16 protein-coding genes are annotated in these 16,540 nt (G+C 68.5%); 4 read left to right on the top strand and 12 right to left on the bottom strand.

Going from position 1 to position 16,540, the window contains the following annotated elements; genetic code table 11:
* Positions 1-3 precede the first annotated feature (3 nt).
* Positions 4-603 carry a TetR/AcrR family transcriptional regulator gene (locus ACWZHB_RS09920; RefSeq protein WP_427907635.1) on the bottom strand — a complete coding sequence of 200 codons (600 nt, stop codon included), beginning with the start codon at positions 601-603 and terminating at the stop codon, positions 4-6.
* Between the two features lie 70 nt (positions 604-673).
* Between ACWZHB_RS09920 and ACWZHB_RS09925 the strand changes: the two genes are divergently transcribed.
* Complete coding sequence (locus tag ACWZHB_RS09925; protein WP_427907636.1) at positions 674-1,435, top strand: 3-hydroxyacyl-CoA dehydrogenase; 762 nt, start codon at positions 674-676, stop codon at positions 1,433-1,435.
* A 178-nt stretch (positions 1,436-1,613) separates the two neighbouring features.
* Entirely contained in the window at positions 1,614-2,984 is a 1,371-nt protein-coding gene (locus ACWZHB_RS09930; protein ID WP_427907637.1) for an FAD-dependent oxidoreductase, read from the top strand.
* A 15-nt stretch (positions 2,985-2,999) separates the two neighbouring features.
* On the opposite strand, the gene ACWZHB_RS09935 is transcribed toward ACWZHB_RS09930, so the two are convergent.
* From ACWZHB_RS09935 to ACWZHB_RS09955, 5 genes are read right to left on the bottom strand one after another with little or no spacing between them, the layout of a single operon-like run.
* Positions 3,000-4,367 carry a hypothetical protein gene (locus ACWZHB_RS09935; RefSeq protein WP_427907638.1) on the bottom strand — a complete coding sequence of 456 codons (1,368 nt, stop codon included), beginning with the start codon at positions 4,365-4,367 and terminating at the stop codon, positions 3,000-3,002.
* A gap of 9 nt (positions 4,368-4,376) precedes the next feature.
* Positions 4,377-5,213: an ABC transporter permease gene (locus ACWZHB_RS09940; RefSeq protein ID WP_427907639.1), complete on the bottom strand. Its 837-nt coding sequence runs from the start codon at positions 5,211-5,213 to the stop codon at positions 4,377-4,379.
* A 20-nt stretch (positions 5,214-5,233) separates the two neighbouring features.
* Positions 5,234-6,181: an ATP-binding cassette domain-containing protein gene (locus ACWZHB_RS09945; protein ID WP_427907640.1), complete on the bottom strand. Its 948-nt coding sequence runs from the start codon at positions 6,179-6,181 to the stop codon at positions 5,234-5,236.
* Positions 6,178-7,503: a glycosyltransferase gene (locus tag ACWZHB_RS09950; protein WP_427907641.1), complete on the bottom strand. Its 1,326-nt coding sequence runs from the start codon at positions 7,501-7,503 to the stop codon at positions 6,178-6,180. Before ACWZHB_RS09950 ends, ACWZHB_RS09945 begins: the two co-directional genes overlap by 4 nt.
* A gap of 4 nt (positions 7,504-7,507) precedes the next feature.
* The gene (locus tag ACWZHB_RS09955) at positions 7,508-8,995 is read right to left on the bottom strand and encodes a condensation domain-containing protein (RefSeq protein WP_427907642.1); all 1,488 of its coding nucleotides are present in this window, start codon (positions 8,993-8,995) and stop codon (positions 7,508-7,510) included.
* Positions 8,996-9,820: 825 nt separating this feature from the next.
* Here ACWZHB_RS09955 and ACWZHB_RS09960 point away from each other — a divergent pair.
* Positions 9,821-10,222 carry a YybH family protein gene (locus ACWZHB_RS09960; protein ID WP_427907643.1) on the top strand — a complete coding sequence of 134 codons (402 nt, stop codon included), beginning with the start codon at positions 9,821-9,823 and terminating at the stop codon, positions 10,220-10,222.
* On the opposite strand, the gene ACWZHB_RS09965 is transcribed toward ACWZHB_RS09960, so the two are convergent.
* Positions 10,223-10,564, bottom strand: coding sequence for an LSm family protein (locus ACWZHB_RS09965; RefSeq protein ID WP_427907644.1), 342 nt, complete (start codon positions 10,562-10,564; stop codon positions 10,223-10,225). It lies immediately after the preceding gene.
* A gap of 185 nt (positions 10,565-10,749) precedes the next feature.
* Here ACWZHB_RS09965 and ACWZHB_RS09970 point away from each other — a divergent pair, with 185 nt between their 5' ends.
* Positions 10,750-11,457 carry a 2'-5' RNA ligase family protein gene (locus ACWZHB_RS09970; protein WP_427907645.1) on the top strand — a complete coding sequence of 236 codons (708 nt, stop codon included), beginning with the start codon at positions 10,750-10,752 and terminating at the stop codon, positions 11,455-11,457.
* Between the two features lie 72 nt (positions 11,458-11,529).
* Here the strand turns inward: ACWZHB_RS09970 and ACWZHB_RS09975 are convergent, their stop codons facing one another.
* From ACWZHB_RS09975 to ACWZHB_RS09995, 5 genes are read right to left on the bottom strand one after another with little or no spacing between them, the layout of a single operon-like run.
* Complete coding sequence (locus ACWZHB_RS09975; RefSeq protein ID WP_427909399.1) at positions 11,530-11,697, bottom strand: hypothetical protein; 168 nt, start codon at positions 11,695-11,697, stop codon at positions 11,530-11,532.
* 51 nt (positions 11,698-11,748) lie between these two features.
* Complete coding sequence (locus ACWZHB_RS09980; protein ID WP_427907646.1) at positions 11,749-12,921, bottom strand: peptide synthetase; 1,173 nt, start codon at positions 12,919-12,921, stop codon at positions 11,749-11,751.
* A gap of 18 nt (positions 12,922-12,939) precedes the next feature.
* The gene (locus ACWZHB_RS09985; protein ID WP_427907647.1) at positions 12,940-13,983 is read right to left on the bottom strand and encodes an NAD-dependent epimerase/dehydratase family protein; all 1,044 of its coding nucleotides are present in this window, start codon (positions 13,981-13,983) and stop codon (positions 12,940-12,942) included.
* A complete protein-coding gene (locus ACWZHB_RS09990) occupies positions 13,980-15,638 on the bottom strand; it encodes a fatty acid CoA ligase family protein (RefSeq protein ID WP_427907648.1) in 1,659 nt (552 codons plus the stop codon). The genes ACWZHB_RS09985 and ACWZHB_RS09990 overlap by 4 nt, the downstream gene beginning before the upstream one ends.
* A complete protein-coding gene (locus tag ACWZHB_RS09995; RefSeq protein WP_427907649.1) occupies positions 15,635-16,534 on the bottom strand; it encodes a hypothetical protein in 900 nt (299 codons plus the stop codon). The genes ACWZHB_RS09990 and ACWZHB_RS09995 overlap by 4 nt, the downstream gene beginning before the upstream one ends.
* Positions 16,535-16,540: the final 6 nt, after the last annotated feature.

Genomic DNA, 16,540 nt, shown 5'->3' on the forward strand with positions numbered 1-16,540 from the left:
GCGTCACTCCGGCGCGGATTCCGGCAGGTGCGGGTCCATCCAGCGCAGCATCCGATCGACCGAATCCGCGCAGTCACCCTGGGCGCCGGACTCGGCCCACTCGATCAGCGCGGCGAAGGTAGCGGACTGGTACGCGGTCGCGATGGCGCGGCAGATGGCCACGGGGGAACCGGGGAGCCGGCCGACGAGGTAGCCCGACAGTGTGTCGATCCACGGCTGATAGATCCGGGGAGCGGTCGCGGCCAGCTCGGGCTCCGAGGAGATCAGCCGAAGCCAGGCCGGTGCGAGCTCCTGGATCCGCGGGTCGCGGGACACCGATTCGACGATCGCGGTCCTGACCACCACCGCGGGCAATTCCTCGCCGGCGGCTCCCGCGAGCGTCTCTCGTAGCCGTTCCGTCGCGGGCGCGACGCCGATCCACGCGATGTCGGATCGGGACGAGAAGTGCCGCAACAGGGTTCGCGTGCTGACTCCCGTGGCCTCGGCGAGGTCGTTCCAGCCGGTGGTGGCGAACCCGCGGTCGGTCCACAGCCGCAGCGCGCCGACGGACACGGCCCCGGTGTCCAGCACGGAGGGGCGGCCGGGGCGGCGGGGTTGGGTCACGGCGAAAGCCAAACAGTTTTGGCGAAGTGTGTCAATATCGGTGAGACCTCACCGAAACAGGAGAAACAGTATGGATTTCGTCAACTCGTCCGCGATCGTCACCGGCGGCGCGTCGGGTCTCGGCTTGGCGACCGTGCAGGAACTGCACGCCAAGGGCGCCAAAGTCGTCATCGTCGACCTCCCCTCGTCCAACGGTGCGGCCATCGCCAAGGAACTCGGCGATGGCGCGGCTTTCGCGGCCGCGGACGTGACCGATGAATCGGCGGTGATCGCGGCACTCGACGTCGCCGAATCGCTGGCGCCGCTGCGGATCGCCGTGAACTGCGCCGGCATCGGCAACGCGATCAAGACGGTCGGCAAGAAGGGCGCGTTCCCGCTCGCCGATTTCACCAAGGTGATCAACGTCAACCTCGTCGGCACGTTCAACGTGATCCGGCTGGCAGCCGAACGCATGTCGGGCACGGACCCGGTCGGTGAGGAGCGCGGCGTCATCATCAACACCGCCTCCGTCGCCGCCTACGACGGTCAGATCGGCCAGGCCGCCTACGCCGCGTCCAAGGGTGGCATCGTCGGCCTGACCCTGCCGATCGCCCGCGACCTGGCGAGCTTCAAGATCCGGGTCGTCACGATCGCGCCCGGCCTGTTCCGGACCCCGCTGTTCGAGACGCTGCCCGAGGAGGCGCTGCAGTCCCTCGGCGCGCAGGTCCCGCACCCCTCGCGGCTGGGGCAGCCCAGCGAATTCGCCGCGTTGGCCCGCCACATCGTGGAGAACCCGATGCTCAACGGCGAGACCATCCGCCTCGATGGCGCCATCCGGATGGCACCGCGCTGAGTTGACCTGTGCCACACGACATCCGGCCGGGCGACAGCACGGCCGGATGTCGTCGCGCCGGGTGTGAGCGCGTCGGCGCCAATATGGCGCTGCCTACAGTGCGGCGAATCGTAACGACTGGTGACGGCGTGCGGGCGGCGGCGCTCGTGGGCGAGGTCTGTCTCGTACGGTGGTGGGTATGGGCGAACGGATGGTCGTTGTCGGGGCGGATGCGACCGGGATGGCTGCGGCGTCGCAGGCGCGGCGGTTGCGGGGGATTGGTGAGCTCGAAATCGTGGTGTTCGAGAAGGGGGCGCATTCCTCGTATTCGGCGTGTGGGATTCCGTACTGGGTCGCGGGGGATGTGGCCTGTGCCGATGATCTGATCGCGCGGTCGGTTACCGAGCATCGTGCGCGTGACATCGATCTGCGGATGCGGACTGAAGTGACCGAGATCGATCCGGTGGGACGGCGCGTGCTTTCGCGCGATCTCGATACCGGTACGCAGGGGTGGACGGGCTACGACCAGCTCGTGTTGGCCACCGGGGCGACGCCGGTGCGCCCGCCGCTGCCCGGTATCGACGCCGAGGGGATCTATGGGGTGCAGACACTCGACGACGGGCAGGCGCTCATCGACGGGTTGGCGGCGGTGACCGGGCGGGACGCTGTCGTGGTGGGTGCGGGGTATATCGGTGTCGAGATGGCTGAGGCGTTGGTGCGTCGGGGGTTCGAGGTCACGATGATCACTCGGGGCGCCGAACCCATGTCGACACTGGATCCCGATATGGGTGCGCTGGTGCGAAAAGCCATGGTGGGGATGGGAATACGGGTCGTTCGTGGTACCGAGGTGACCGGCATGCGGACGTCGGCGCAGGGCAGAGTCCGTGCGGTGACGACCGCCGACACGGAGTACCCGGCCGATGTGGTGGTGCTGGGGATCGGCGTGCAGCCGGCTACCGAGTTGGCCCGCCGCGCCGGCCTTCCGCTGGGGGAAAGCGGTGGTCTGCTCACCGATCTGGCTCAGCGCGTGCACGGGTATGAAGACATCTGGGCCGGTGGTGACTGCGTGGAAGTGCTGGATCTGGTGTCGGGCGCGCGTCGCCACATTCCGCTCGGCACCCACGCCAACAAGCACGGGCAAGTGATCGGATCGGGCATCGGCGGTGGCTACGCCACTTTTCCCGGCGTGGTCGGCACAGCGATGAGCAAGGTCTGTGATCTCGAGGTGGCGCGAACCGGGCTGGGGGAGAAAGACGCTCAGCGTGCCGGACTGCAGTTCCATACCGTCACGATCGAATCCACCGGTCGCGCCGGGTATTTCCCCGGCGCGGAACCCATGACGGTGAAGATGCTCGCCGAACGTCGCACCGGGCGGCTGCTCGGTGTGCAGATCGTCGGACATCAAGGTGCGGCTAAACGGATCGACATCGCCGCCGTGGCACTCACCGCGCGGATGACGGTGGAACAGGTCACGGCCCTCGATCTCGGCTACGCACCGCCGTTTTCGCCGGTGTGGGACCCCGTCCTCGTCGCTGCACGGGCGGCCGTACGCGCGGTCGCGCACGGTTGATCGACCACGACGGGGTTACCAGAAGCTGGGTGTCAGGCCCCACGACTCGAACTCCGCCGACAACAATTCACGCAGTTCGGTGCGGGTGGGGAAACGGTCGGGGTCGGCGCCGGTGACGGCCAAGGTGACCGTGTGGCCGTCGGTGGAGAAGGACAGATTCACGCCGACCTCCACTCGGCGGAACATGGTGGTGTCGTTGGCGCAGACCACCGGGCGCATGAGCACCGCGGAGGCCCGGTGACCTCCGAAATCGGCTACGCCACTGGCGGTTTCGCCGAGATTGGTGCACAGGCACTCCGGGGCTTTGGCGGTGCGGGCGAAATGGCGCAGGACGAAGCGGGGCAGGATCATCTGCAACGGTTGCAGGTGTTGCAGGGCGGGTGTGGTGGCAGGGTCGCGGTAGGCGGTGGCGGCGCGCTTCACGGCGGAGCGGATGGCGGCGAGGTCTACGCGTTCGCCGGTGCGGTAGGTGACCGAGATCGGTAGGCCGGTGGTGGCGTTGGCGCGGGGGTCGTCGGCGGTGCGCATCGAGTGGGGGATGTCGACGCGGATGTCGGCGGTGTCGCCGACGCGTCCGCTGCGGCCGAGCAGGCCCGCACCCACGGCGATCAGCAGGCCGTTCGTGGTGCCGGAATGCCGGGCGGCGGCGGTGTTCCACTCGGCGAGATCGAGCTGGACCACCAGGTCAGCCGGTGACCACTGCGCCACGAAGGCAAGCTCGGGATCCACGGGACGCGGGTTGCGGTCCGGCTCGGTGACGCCGCGGGTGGCGAGTGCGGCCCGGATCCCTTTCGCTACCGCGCGTAGCTGTCGACCCGCATCGATGATGTTCGCGACCGACGGGTTCCGTGGATGCGTTCCGACCAGCAGGCCCGAACCCGTGGCGATGTCCGGACTCTCGTCGAGCCGGGCGAGCGCGTCGCCGACGGCGAACAGCACCGCGCCGCCATCGGAAGCCACATGCGAGGTCACCAGCGATACCAGCGTCCCGCCCGCCGCGGTCGGCGCCGCGGACAGCCGCCACACCTGACCGGTCTCGGGATCGAAGTCGGCGCGGCTCTGCGCGAAGTACCAGTCGAGAATCTCGTCGTCGGCGACCGGCCGTGAATGCCATTCCAGCGGAAGCGATTCCGTCGCGGGTAGCCAGTAGGGGCGGGCGAACGGTACCCGGGTGGGTTGCACCCGCCGGGCCAGGAAGCCCTGGGCCAGCTGCGCGTGGAGGCGGACGAGCACCTCGGGGTCGAGGGACTCGTCGAATCGCCAGGCGAGTTGATTGACCAGCGCGTTGCCATAGAGATTGTGCAGCTTCAGGAACAGATCGTCGTCGGCGGTGAGCCGGTTGACGGCGGGTGCGGCGACGATGGCCGGAGCGGTGAGCGTCATCAGAACTCCTCAGCGAGCACGCAGGGTGCGGACGGTCAGGGGCGCGAAGACGGCGGCGATCACGAGTGAAGCCACCACCGACCAGAGAGCGTCGGCGCCGACGACGCCGTCCTCGGCGAGCCCGCGCACCGCGGACACGAGGTAGGACACCGGGTTGTAGTCGGAGACGTAGCGGAGCCAGGTCGGCATCGCCGACTCGGGTACCAGCGCGTTCGACGCGAAACTCAGGAAGGTGAGAACCAGCATCGACATACCTTGCACCGCAGCGGGTCTCGACACGGTGACGCCGATGAAGGCGAACAGCCAGCTGATCGCGGTGGTCGCAAGCACGACCAGTACCGCTCCGGCGACGAACCCGACCGGATGATCCGGCCGATACCCCATCGCGAACCCCACGATCACCACCGTGGTCGCAGCGATCACGTATCGCGTGGCCCCGGCCAGCAGCGCTCCCGCGACCGGCGCCGACCGGGCGATCGGCATAGCGACGAACCGATCGAACACCCCGGACCGGATGTCCTCCGACAGCTGGACACCGGTCGCGACCGAGGAGGTGAGCACGATCTGCACCAGCACGCCCGGGATGAGAATCGGCAGATACGCCGCTGTGCTGCCCGCGATGGCCGTGCCGAAGATACTGCCGAACAGCAGCGGCCCGACGATGGGCAACAGGAGCGCGTCGTAGAGCAGTTGTGGGCTGTGCCGGAAGGTGAGCAGACCCCGCCACGCCATCATCAGCGACTGGAACAGCGAGGCGCGCAGGCTCACGTGGGTGAGGCGAGGGTGGCGGTCGATCGTCGCGGGAGCGGGGTGCTCGACGGCGATCTCGGCATGGGTGACGGTCATGATGGCCTCGGTCTTTCGGATCAGGCGGCGACGCGGTCGGTGCCGGTCAGAGCGAGGAATACGGCGTTGAGATCGGGACGGTCGACGGCGAAACCGCGCAGCCCGATGCCCGCGGCGCGGCATGCGGCGACGATGTCGGCGGCGGTGCCTGTATCGGTCAGCGCGACGGTCAGCGTGCCCGCCGACGACCCCTCGGGGACCTCGCCGGTGAGTTCGGCGACGATGGACTCGGCGCGGGCGGACTGGGCGGCATCGACCAGGTCCAGGCGCAACACCTGGTCGCCGATGGAGGCCTTCAGTTCGGCGGCGGTACCCTCGGCGACGATGGTCCCGCGGTCGATCACGGCGATCCGATCTGCGAGAGCGTCGGCTTCCTCGAGGTACTGCGTGGTGAGCAGTACGGTCGCACCACGAGCGACGAGCCTGCGGATGATGCCCCACATCTTGTCGCGGGTGTGCGGGTCGAGCCCCGTGGTCGGCTCATCGAGGAAGATCAGTGGCGGATCGGTGATCAGCGTTGCCGCCAGGTCGAGCCGCCGTCGCATGCCACCCGAGAACTGGTTCACCGGACGATCGGTGACCTTCGACAGTTCGAAGTCTTCCAGGAGTTTGGCGCTGCGGTGCGCGGCGGCACGGCGGGAGAGGCCGAGGAGCCGACCGAACAGGCGCAAATTCTCACCGGCGGTGAGGGTTTCGTCGACGGAGGCGTACTGACCGGTGAGGCCGATCATCGAGCGCACGGCGGTCGCGTCGCGCGCGATGTCGTAGCCGAAGATCTCGGCGGTGCCGCGATCGGGACGGACCAGGGTCGCGAGCATGCGGACGGTGGTGGTTTTGCCTGCGCCGTTGGGACCGAGCAGCGCGAAGACGGTGCCCGCCGCGATGGTGAGATCGACGCCGCCGACAGCGGTGAAATCGCCGTAGGACTTGCCGAGACCTGTTGTGCGGATAGCGATATCGGTATTCACGACTGCCTCCCGGCGGAATGGAGATCTGCGGTGGCCGGTGTGCCGGCCAGTGCTTCGATGGCATCGGCGGCCCGCTCGACACCGTCGGTGGCGACAGTGGTGGCGTAGCTCGCCGCGCGCAGGACAACCTCGGGACGTGAGACCCGATCGAGTAGTGCGTCGAGGCGTTCGCCGGTGAGCTGCTTCGCGGGAATCGTGACCGCGAGGCCGAGTCGCTGCAGCGCCTGGCCCCAGTAGGGCTGGTCGGCCTGGACCGAGCAGATCACCTGCGCGACACCGGCTCTCAACGCGGCGGCCGTCGTGCCCGCACCGCCGTGGTGCACAGCCGCGACACAGCGAGGCAGCACCCGGGCATGGTCGACCTGGCCGACAATCGCGACGGCGTCCTCGAATCCCGCGGCGACCGTCGACCAGCCCGACGCGAGCAGCAGCCGACGACCTCGCCGGGCGCACACCTGGCGCAACATCGCGACGAAGGCGGCCGGATCCCCGACATCCATGGAACCGAATCCGACATAGATCGGTGCGGTGCCCGAATCGAGCCACGACTCGAGAGCCGTCGTTTGATCACCGGCCGACGGGAGGGTCGGGTCCGCGGAACTCTGTGCAGCGGTGAGGAATCCGTCCACATCGATCAGGAATCCCGTGAACGGCCCGGGCAACTGCCGCCGCACACCGGGGAACAGTGCCGGGTCATAGGCCTGGATTCGGGTAGTCGCCGGATCCGGCCCGGTACCGGCGGGCGCAACCGACGACGCGGTCGCCGCGCGACCGGACTGCGGCCTGGTCGGCAGAACGGGGGCCAACGCGGCCGCACGTGCTCGGGCCAGCGCCGACCAACCCCCTCGGTGCACGAACCCGGGCAGTCGGGACGCCCACCGTGCCGGCACGACCGGGACCGCGCTGTTCGGCTGGATCGGGAAGAAGTGCACCGCCGCGAACGGCAGTCCGAGCGCCCGCGCCACCGACTCGGCGGCTTCCTCGCCCGCCATCCCCGCGACCACCACATCGTGTCCGGGTGCGAGCGCGCGCAGGTCCTCGAGCTGCTCGGGCACTCCACGGCGTTGCAGCTCGAACAGCGCACGCAGCCGGGCGCGCGGATCACGGCCGGCGAATCGGTGGTCGGTGCGCTGCGCCGCGAGCAGGCCTGCGGTGTCGCGGCCGAACGGCACCGCGCGAATCCCGTGGTCATGGGCGAAGGCGACGAGGTTCGGCGCGAGCGCCACTGTCACGTCGTGACCGCGCTCGCGCAGCGCACGAGCCAGCAGGATGCCGGGCTGGGCGTCTCCCCGGCTGCCGGTGAAGGCCAACAGTGGGCGCATCCGCTCACCCCGCCTGCGCGGCGACACGCAGCGTGTTCGTTCGCAGTGTCCGTGCGTCGGCGGGCATCGCCGTTTCCGCCGCGACGGACGGGCGCGGCTCGCCTCGCCCGTCGGCAGCCGGACCCGCGTGCACCGCGGCGGTGATCGACGACAGCGCCTGGCCGAAAGCGGTCAGGAACTCGTCCATCACTTCGGCGGGGAATCCCGCCGGGTACCGGGTCGACACATAGAGCCCGTCGGCCGCCCGCACGACCCACAGGAATACCTCGTCGGGCGAGTACGACTCCGCGCGCAAGGTCCGTCCGCGCAGGTCGGCGACCAATTCATAGCCGGGCAGCACCCGGATATCGAGGAAGGAGATGCCGAAGCGCGGTGTCTCGGTGACGGCGAGCAGGTAGAGGACACGCGACCACGAAGCGTCGTTGGCGGCCCGCGACCGGCGCAGCGCGGCCCGCGCCTGATCCATGGCGCCGGCGATGCCGACACCGGGAGGCAGGGCGATATCGACCGGAACCACATTGACGAACCAGCCCATCGACTCCATCCAGCGCAGGTCGGGACGGGTCGCGATCGGCATCGCGGTGCGCATCCGGTCCGCGCCGAACCGCTGCTGATTGGCCACGGCCAGCGCGGCGAACACGGCCACCGACATCCGGTGCCGCACCTGGTCGAGGGCTGCCTCGACGCCCTCGAGTTCGGCGAGATCGAGCAGCCGCCGCGACACACTCGGCTGCGGCAGGTCCGCACGAGCGGGCCGCTGTGCATGCGGTGCGAACCGGGGCATCGCACCGTCGGCGAGGAACGCGCGCCACGTCGCGACCGCGGGGGAATCCGAATCCAGCTCGGCCGCGCTCGCTCGTTCCAGCACGGCGAAGTCGGCCGCGCTGCCGAAAGTGACTGATTCGCGGGCCTTCTCACCCACCATGACCTCGCGGTAGAGGGTGCGCAGTTCGAGGATCAGAATGGCCTGGGAATAGGCGTCGAGCACGGAGTGATCGGCGGCGACGAGCACCGTGAAATCACCGGTGTCCGCATGCTCGACCGTGGCCGCGAGGCAGTGCGGCCACACCAGCGGCGACAACCGCTCTTCGAGTGTGCCGCTGAGGAATTCGTTGATCCGGGTGCCCTCGGTGAGGCCGGCGATGGGCTGTTCGGCGACATCGACGGCGGCCGGCGCGGCGACGAGCCTGCGTGGTTCGCCCGCCGGGTCGGTGGTCACCGTGGTGCGCAGGCCCTCGTGCCTGGCATGCCAGCGCCGCAGCGTCTCCCGCCAGGTGGCGCCGTCGAGCGGGGCATCCATCTCGAAGACGGTGCCGATCCAGCGGCCGCGACCGGGCAGCGGATCGGCGGGATCGACGCTCGCGCAATAGCCGGCGTGGACGCTGGTCAGCGGGCGATCGTCGGGCTGCCATGCGTCGGCGGCGAGCTCGGGCGTCCACATCGACAAAGCGCCGTGGCGGATTTCGAATTCGGAAAGGTGGGTGTATTCCATGACCGGTTCACCTCGTGACGAATGCATGCCGAAGCGGTGGAAGGGGGTGGAAGGAGAACACCGCACTGTGTCACCTGATGCGTTGAACTTCGGCGGCAATGCATTTCCGGGAAGCCTCGGCGAGATTGATCGTATATGTGATTCTGCTGAGAGCACGGTGGTGACGGGCATCACGGTTTCGTTGAACAAAACTCTGCCGCCTGCGGATTTGCTCGAAATTGGATCGGGTTCGCTTGTCCTGCATCGGCGTTCGCCGGGGCGCAATCGGGTACGTGATTGTCCGCCGATATTTTGTTCATTCCGGCTGGAACGATATTTGTATGCACCATCACATCGCCGGTGGGCGGCCGTCCGAGTGCGTTTCCCTCGTGTTCATCTGGCGCAATTCATATAAGCCATTCGCAATATGGCGACCGGTGAGTCCGGGGCATTCGTCGCCGAGGACCAGGACGAGCCCCGTCATCTGTCCGTTATCACAACGTTGCGCACTCGATGCCGGTTGCTATGGTGAACGCGCGAAGTGTTCGTTCGGATGTGAAGGAAGACAATGGGAAGCACTGCCCTCGACATCATGGCGTTGGTCCTCAACCGCGTCACCGAGTTCTGGAACTGGATGGCGACCGGATCGTCGGGATTCCCGCCGCTGTGATCGGCTGACATCACGTTGTATCCGTGAAACCCCTGAAGGCCGTTGGCTTTCGGGGGTTTCGCCGTTCAATGGGTCTCGGGGTGACGCCGCACGAGTAGTGCACTCGTGCGCGTACCCGATTTGTGTCGTACCCCGGCGTTACCGTTGCTGCACAACCCGAGTCGAGGAGGGTGGCGATGACCGAGAATGTGCGAGAACGTGCGCAGCGCCCGGAGGATCTGAGCCGGTTGGTGGTCGAGCGGCTGAACGCCGGAGACGTGGACGGGCTCGTCGAGTTGTACGAGTCCGACGCGGTGCTGGCGCTGCCGGACGGTGTCGTCGCGACGGGGATCGACGAGATACGGGCGGCGTATGCGCGTCTGGTCGCGGATCGACCGTTGTTCCAGCCCGGGCATCAGGCGCCTGTCCTGCGTGCGGGCGATCTGGCGCTCACCTCGTCGCGCCTGCCAGGGGGCACCGGTGCATCCGTCGAGGTGGCGCGCAGGCAGCCCGACGGAACCTGGCGTTGGATCCTCGATCAACCGAACGCGCCCTGGGTGGTCAGCGAACCGGCAGCCGGGTCGACCGTGCCCCGATGATCAGTTCGGGTTCAGGCCGGACGCGAGAACGACGACGACCTTGTCATCGGTCACTTCGCTGACCCGCACGTCCATCCCGTTGCTCGCCTGAGACTGACCGACCGGCACCGTGATCTGCTGGCCGCCGATGCTCAGGGTGACCATGTCACCGTTCACGGCGACAAGTTCCGCCTCGATCCCGAGGACCGAGGCCTTGGCGCTCACCCCGCGGTCGAAGGTGACGGTGCAGCCGCTGACGCTGCATTCGGAGGTGGTGCCGGGTCCGGTCATGGTGCACGCGGAAACGGCAAGGGGAAGCAGGAGGGCGAACGCGGAAAGCGTGATCAGCCGTCGAACAGGCATGGCGTCAGTGTAGTGCGTCGAACACACAACGGAACGGTCTCGCCAGGTTGCCCGCCGATCTCACCGGGAATACCGTCGCTGTGAGGTAGCTGGCATCGCAAGCATCGATGCCGATCGTGTCGGGTGGACGGCCGGCCTGCCGGGTTTCACCCGATGGGTCGGCCGAGATCGGGAGGTGGCGCACCATGATCGCGAGCGAAATGACCGTTACCAGCCGTTGGTGGTGGCGCCCTGGGTGGACGCCGGGTCGTTCGTTCTACGACTGGCAGGTGGTGCCGACGCAGCCGGTGGCCGACAAGCTGGTCGAGATCTTCGCGCCGACGCTGTCGAGCCTGCCGGGATTCGAGCAGGTGGACGCCGCGCGACTGCGGATCGGGGTGCAGGGCATCGGGTTCGTCGACGGGGTGAAGGGCGTGCATCTGGCGGCGTTGGTCGCCGGGGCGCGCAGGCTGCTGGCCGGGCACGCACCGTTCCAGATCACATTCGGGCCCCCGGTGGTCGCCCACGATTCGGTGCGGCTGCCGATCGCGTTGCCGGAGGAATTGCTGCGGGTGCGCGAGGATTTGACCAGCGCGCTGAGCGAGGTGTGGATTCGCGAGCGGATTCCGGAGTTCGGTGAGCCGTTGCAGCCGTATCTCGCGCTGGCGCATGCCACTGCGCCGATGCCGGTGCGCGAGATCAGCGACGCGCTCGAACAGGACGGGTTCACCGATTTCAGCATCGACGACACGGTGTCGGCGGTGTCACTGGTCGAATTGCAGTGTGAGAACGAGCGATACGACTGGGACGAGGTGAGCGCCGCCGATCTGCTACGCGTCCCCGACCCGATCGTGGAACGCCACATCTTCGACGACCTACCTGCTTCCCGGCCGCCGCTGCCACTCAGCAGCTGAGCGGCGGCGGGCCGGGGGCCCACCGCGACCATGCGCGGACGCGAGATCGCGCACCAGGTATGAGCGAAAGGGCTACTCTGGATCGGTCGCTCGGTCGTCGGCCGGGCGCGGTGTCGTGGTACCGGTCAGGCGGACAACGCCCGCGTCGAGGTCCAGATCGAGGTGCGGTTGGCCGTTGGAGTCGCCGCTGCCCTCGTTCTGCAGCTTCTTACCGGGAAACAGTTCACCCATAATGCCCACAGCTCCACCATAGTCGCGGGTGTCGCCGAGTCGCTTGTGCCCAGCTCGGGCCTACTCGGGAAGCTCGAGTATGGCGACGATGCGGTCCAGGAGTGCTTCGAGCCGGGGTTCGATGCCGACACCGTTGCGGGCCGAGACGGTCAGCTCGGTGTGGCCGTCGAATTCGGTCAGGCCGAACAGCAGCGGCATGGCGACGCTGTGCTGGGGGAGCACGAACAGTCCGGTCGGCCGGAAGCCGGGGACGGCGAGCTCCTCGGCGGTGAAGCGGCCCATGTGCGACACCGTGGCGGAGGCCAGGTTGCGGCCGAAACGGGCGCCGAGCCAGTTCGTAGTGCGCAGTACACCGCGATTGACCGGGTCGGGCACCAGTGCGACCCGGGTGTTCGCCAGCTGATTCAGTTCGCGACGTTCGCGCAGGCCCGCCTTGATCTGGTCCTTGATCGCGGTCCAGTCGCGGCCGGGTTCGATATCGAGGAACAGAGGGAGCGCGAGGTTGGCGGTGGAACGCAACGTGGGGTCGTGGCGGCGCAGGTCGACGGGCATCATGATGCGCGAGGTGCCCGGGGTTTCGTCGGCCAGCAGGGCGCAGACCCTGGCCAGCGCGCCGGGAACGACGGCCTCGACGCGGCGGTGACGGAGCAGATGAGGCGCGAGATCGCGGCGCCCGCGGCCCCGGCCGATCGCGGTGCGGTAGCGCGGAATCAGCGGGGTCGGCCTGCCGGGAGCGCCGAGTTTCGCGACGAGTTCCTGGTCGGCGATCGGGTCCGGTTGAGGAACGGGATCCTCGCCACGCAATGCCCGCAGCACATTCGTCGCCCACGCCACCATGCCGATGCCGTCCATCACGCCGTGGAAGACGCGGAAGATCAGCGTTGCCTGCGTGCCGGTGAGCAGTAGCACCTCGACGGTGGTGTCGGGCGTCGGCCCGATCGGGCTGGTGAGGACCGGATCGGCCTCGAGGGCGGGGTAGCGCAGCCGGTGGTCCACCACGCGCACGACCGGGGGGATTTCGCTGTCGACCCACTCGGCGCCGTGCCGTCGCAGACGCGCACCGGGGGTGGCCGCCGCCGCGGTGATTACCGCTGTGCGCAATGCCTCCGGGTCGATGTTGCCCTCACCGGGAACCACGAGTTGCATCAGGAAGGGTGGGGCGAGATCGCGCATCGGGAAGTACATCCGCTCGGTGGTCGTAACCGGGCGACGAAAGACCTTGCTGCCGTTCATGATTGCCTCCTGGGCGACCTATCGAAGAGTTTCGGCGAGCACTTCGATGCCGCCCTGCTGGTCGAGCCACGCCAGGAACCCGGCAAGGCCGGTGTCGCGGTCCACGACGGGCGTGTAACCGAGATCGCGGCGGGCCGCGCCGGTGTCGTAGGTGGCGGTGCGTGTCATCAATGCGACGGCATAGCGCGACAGCGGAGGCGACCAGCGATTCGCCACCGCGGGTATCCGCCATACGGTTTCGATCGTCGCGACCACGGCGGCGAGTACCCGTGGGTTCGGTCGGCGCGTAGGCGGGTGATACCCCAGGCGCGTCGCGACCTCACCGAGAAAGCCCCAGACGTCGGTCTTCTCGGCATCGGCGATGAAGTAGGCCTTGCCGCCGACCGTGTTCGAGCGCACCGCCAGCAGACAGGCGTGCACGATATTGTCCACGTGACACAGCGAGGCCTCGACGGTCCGGCCGTAGGACAGGTCGGGCAGTGTGCCCGCGGCCGTGCGGTCGAGCAGCCGAACGATCGGCCCCGATCGATCCCCCGCGCCCCAGATCGCCCGCGGACGCAGCGCCACCGTCGTGAATTCCGGTGTGTCGGCGGCGAGTACGGCGCGCTCGGCCGCGGCTTTGGTTTCGGAGTAGTGATTGAGGTAGCGGCTCGGATACGGCAGCGCCTCGTTCACGTCGACCTGATCGCCACCGTCTCGCTCCATCAGGGCACTCGGACTCGAGATGAAGACGAACCGGCTCGCGCCACCGCGTCGCGCCGCATCCAGCAGCAGCTCCGTGGCGCGCACGTTCTCGGTCCAGAAGCGGTCCCTGGTACCGCGTTCGTCGACCCGTGCGGCGCTGTGGATCACCGCGTCCATCCCGCTGGTGGCCCGGCTCAGTGATGCCGCGTCGGCGAGATCGCCGTACACGATCGTGACGTGTTCCACGGCGGGACCGAGATCGTCGAGCACGCTGGTGCGCCGCACCAGGATCGAGACATCGTGGCCGCCGTCGGCGATCAGCGCCCGCACGATGGCGCCGCCGAGGAATCCGGACGCGCCGGTGACCAGGATCTTCATCGTCGCGAGTCCAGTCTCTTCGTGGCCCAGCGGGCGAGTTGTTCACGGCCGATCTTGGCGTTGTGCCGGATATCGACAGGGAAGCGCGGGTGCACGAGGAATTCGGTGATCGGCACCAGTGTGCCGAATTCGGCGGCGCGCGTGCGCAATCGGGTGAGTGCGGCCACCGCGTCCGCGCCGGGCTCGAGCTCCACGCACAGGACCGGTCGCTGGGCACCGGGGGCGCCGACGCCGACCAGCGCCGTGCGCGAGACACCGGTCACCGCAGTGAAGACCTGCTCGATCTGCACGGTGAACATCGGGCCACGCGCGGTCGTGATCCGCTGGCTCTTGCGCCCGCAGAACCAGATTCGACCCTGCTCGTCGAGCCATCCCAGATCGCCGGTGCGATGCCAGATCCGCGCGCCGTCGGTGATCTTGCCCGCGGTGTTGGCCTGCGCGGGCCAGTAATAACGCGTACTCACGTTCGGGCCCGCGACCACGATCTCGCCGACCTCGCGCGCGCCGAGCTCTTCGGTGTCGTCCCAGGTGGTGACCGGGTCATCGGTGACGGCGAGCAGCCGGACGAGCACCCGATCGGTGGGCCGACCGATGCAGGTGCCCTCGCCGTTCTCGGCGCGCTCGACCAGACCGGCGAGCAATTCCCGCGATTCGATCGTCGACATGGGCAGCGCCTCGGTCGAACCGTATCCGGCGTAGATCTCGACATCGGGTCGCAAGACGTCGCGCAACCCGGCCACGCACCAGTGCGGAACAGGTGCGCCACCGGAGAAGATGCTGGCCAGCGAGTTCAGGTCGACCGGATGTGCGCGCAATCGGTTCAGCAGGGGAATGAGGACCGCGGGCGAGGCGAACATCGTGCGTACGCCGAATCGCTGGATCGCGTCGACCACGTGTGCCGGGTCGGTCGAGCCGACCTCGCTCGGAATCAGCGGCGGCAGCACACACCGTGACCCGAGGAGCAGGTCGAGCACGCCGACCAGCGGCAGTGTCACCAGAGAAGTGTCCGGTGGCGTGTGCCCGCGGGCAGCGTGCACCTGCTCCACCATGGCGGCGAGATTGCCGTGGGTCAGTTCGACGGCTTTGGCGGGACCGGTACTGCCGGTGGTGAAGCCGATGATCAGCAACTCGTCCGAATCCGCGGGCGCACGCTCGGGCAGTGCGTCGACCGGGGCGCGGCCCCAGGAATCCAGCGTCGGTCCACCCCAGAACCAGCGCCGCCCCACGGTGAGAGTGGTGCGCACCCGCCGGAAACTGCGCGGGAACAGGACCCGCAGGGCATGCGCCTGCGGGATTCCGATGAATGCCTGCGCCTCGACGGCGCGCAGGCAGTGCACCATGCGGCGCACGCCCATGCCCGGATCGATGACGACCGGAACCGCGCCGATCTTCAACAGCGCGAACAGGATCGCGTACAGCTCCGGGCTCGGCAGCACGAGCACGATGGTGCGGGTACCGCTGCCGACCCCGGAATCGGTGAGGTGCTCAGCGATGGCGTCGGACCATCGATCGAGGTCGCGGTAGGTGATCGCCCGGTAGTCGGGCAGCCCGTCGGCGGTCGTGCCGTCGGGATAGATGACCGCCTCGCGGTCGGGCTCCGCGTGGGCGAGCGTCCGGAATCGGTCGATGGTCTCCCAGTAGGTCGCCGTCGTCACGCGGTGGTCTCCACGGGGAGCCGGTACAGCGTCGCGGCGGCGGACGGGCCCGCACCGGCCGCTACGAACAGCACGTGGGTGTAGCCGGTGAGCGTGCCCTCGGCGGTCGCGCGGGCGTAGGCCAGCGGTAGCGCGGCGGTGTGGGGGTCGCCGTCGGACAGGTCGGGCACCCGCACCGCGTTCTGGTCGATGCCAAGCGCGTCGGCGAGCCGCTTGGGGAAATCCGGGCTCGGGGTGGACGCGATCAACGCGACGAAGGCGCCGTCGAAATCGGTGAGCGCGGACTGGGCGGCTTCGGTTGCCACCGTGAGGATTCGGTCCTCGAAGTCGGGTTCGCGTTCGACCGTCATCAGCGTTCGCCCGACGGTGCCCATGGTGGCCGTGTCGACGTAGGCCTGGCCCGCGGGTGTCCCGGGTGCGGTCGCGGTGTGCACCGGCCCGAACCCTTCCGGGCCGTCGACCTGTTCGAGCAGCAGGGCGGCACCCGAAGTGGCGTAGGGGAATTCGGCGTCGGCACGCGACCGGGCCATCGACGGGTGGGTGTCGCCCGCGACGATCAGGACGTGCTCGGTACTACCCGTCGCCAGGATAGAACCCGCGACCTGGACGGCATTGACGACGCCGACCGCGCCGTTCATCAGATCGAAGGAGAAAGTCCGCGGATCTGCCCTGGTGTAGTCGAGTCCGATGCCCGCCGCCTTCTGGATCAGCGCGGCCACCGCCGGTTCGACAGTGTTGGAGTCGCGGAAGACGCCGGTATTGATCAGTACGCCGACCTGGTCGGGACGGACACCGGCCTGCTCGAGGCACCGGCGGGCAGCGCGCCCACTGTGCTCGACGACGCTGTGGGTATCGGTCGACCTACTCGTGCCCGTGGCTCGGATGCGAAATCCCATGAGAAA

It is taken from the genome of Nocardia sp. FBN12, from assembly GCF_054031145.1.

Coding starts and splice junctions, on each gene's coding strand:
- ACWZHB_RS09955 (WP_427907642.1), bottom strand. CDS start 8,995: ATGGAATACACCCACCTTTCCGAATTCGAAATCCGCCACGGCGCTTTG.
- ACWZHB_RS09960 (WP_427907643.1), top strand. CDS start 9,821: ATGACCGAGAATGTGCGAGAACGTGCGCAGCGCCCGGAGGATCTGAGC.
- ACWZHB_RS09935 (WP_427907638.1), bottom strand. CDS start 4,367: ATGACGCTCACCGCTCCGGCCATCGTCGCCGCACCCGCCGTCAACCGG.
- ACWZHB_RS09930 (WP_427907637.1), top strand. CDS start 1,614: ATGGGCGAACGGATGGTCGTTGTCGGGGCGGATGCGACCGGGATGGCT.
- ACWZHB_RS09925 (WP_427907636.1), top strand. CDS start 674: ATGGATTTCGTCAACTCGTCCGCGATCGTCACCGGCGGCGCGTCGGGT.
- ACWZHB_RS09965 (WP_427907644.1), bottom strand. CDS start 10,564: ATGCCTGTTCGACGGCTGATCACGCTTTCCGCGTTCGCCCTCCTGCTT.
- ACWZHB_RS09995 (WP_427907649.1), bottom strand. CDS start 16,534: ATGGGATTTCGCATCCGAGCCACGGGCACGAGTAGGTCGACCGATACC.
- ACWZHB_RS09970 (WP_427907645.1), top strand. CDS start 10,750: ATGATCGCGAGCGAAATGACCGTTACCAGCCGTTGGTGGTGGCGCCCT.
- ACWZHB_RS09950 (WP_427907641.1), bottom strand. CDS start 7,503: ATGCGCCCACTGTTGGCCTTCACCGGCAGCCGGGGAGACGCCCAGCCC.
- ACWZHB_RS09940 (WP_427907639.1), bottom strand. CDS start 5,213: ATGACCGTCACCCATGCCGAGATCGCCGTCGAGCACCCCGCTCCCGCG.
- ACWZHB_RS09980 (WP_427907646.1), bottom strand. CDS start 12,921: ATGAACGGCAGCAAGGTCTTTCGTCGCCCGGTTACGACCACCGAGCGG.
- ACWZHB_RS09985 (WP_427907647.1), bottom strand. CDS start 13,983: ATGAAGATCCTGGTCACCGGCGCGTCCGGATTCCTCGGCGGCGCCATC.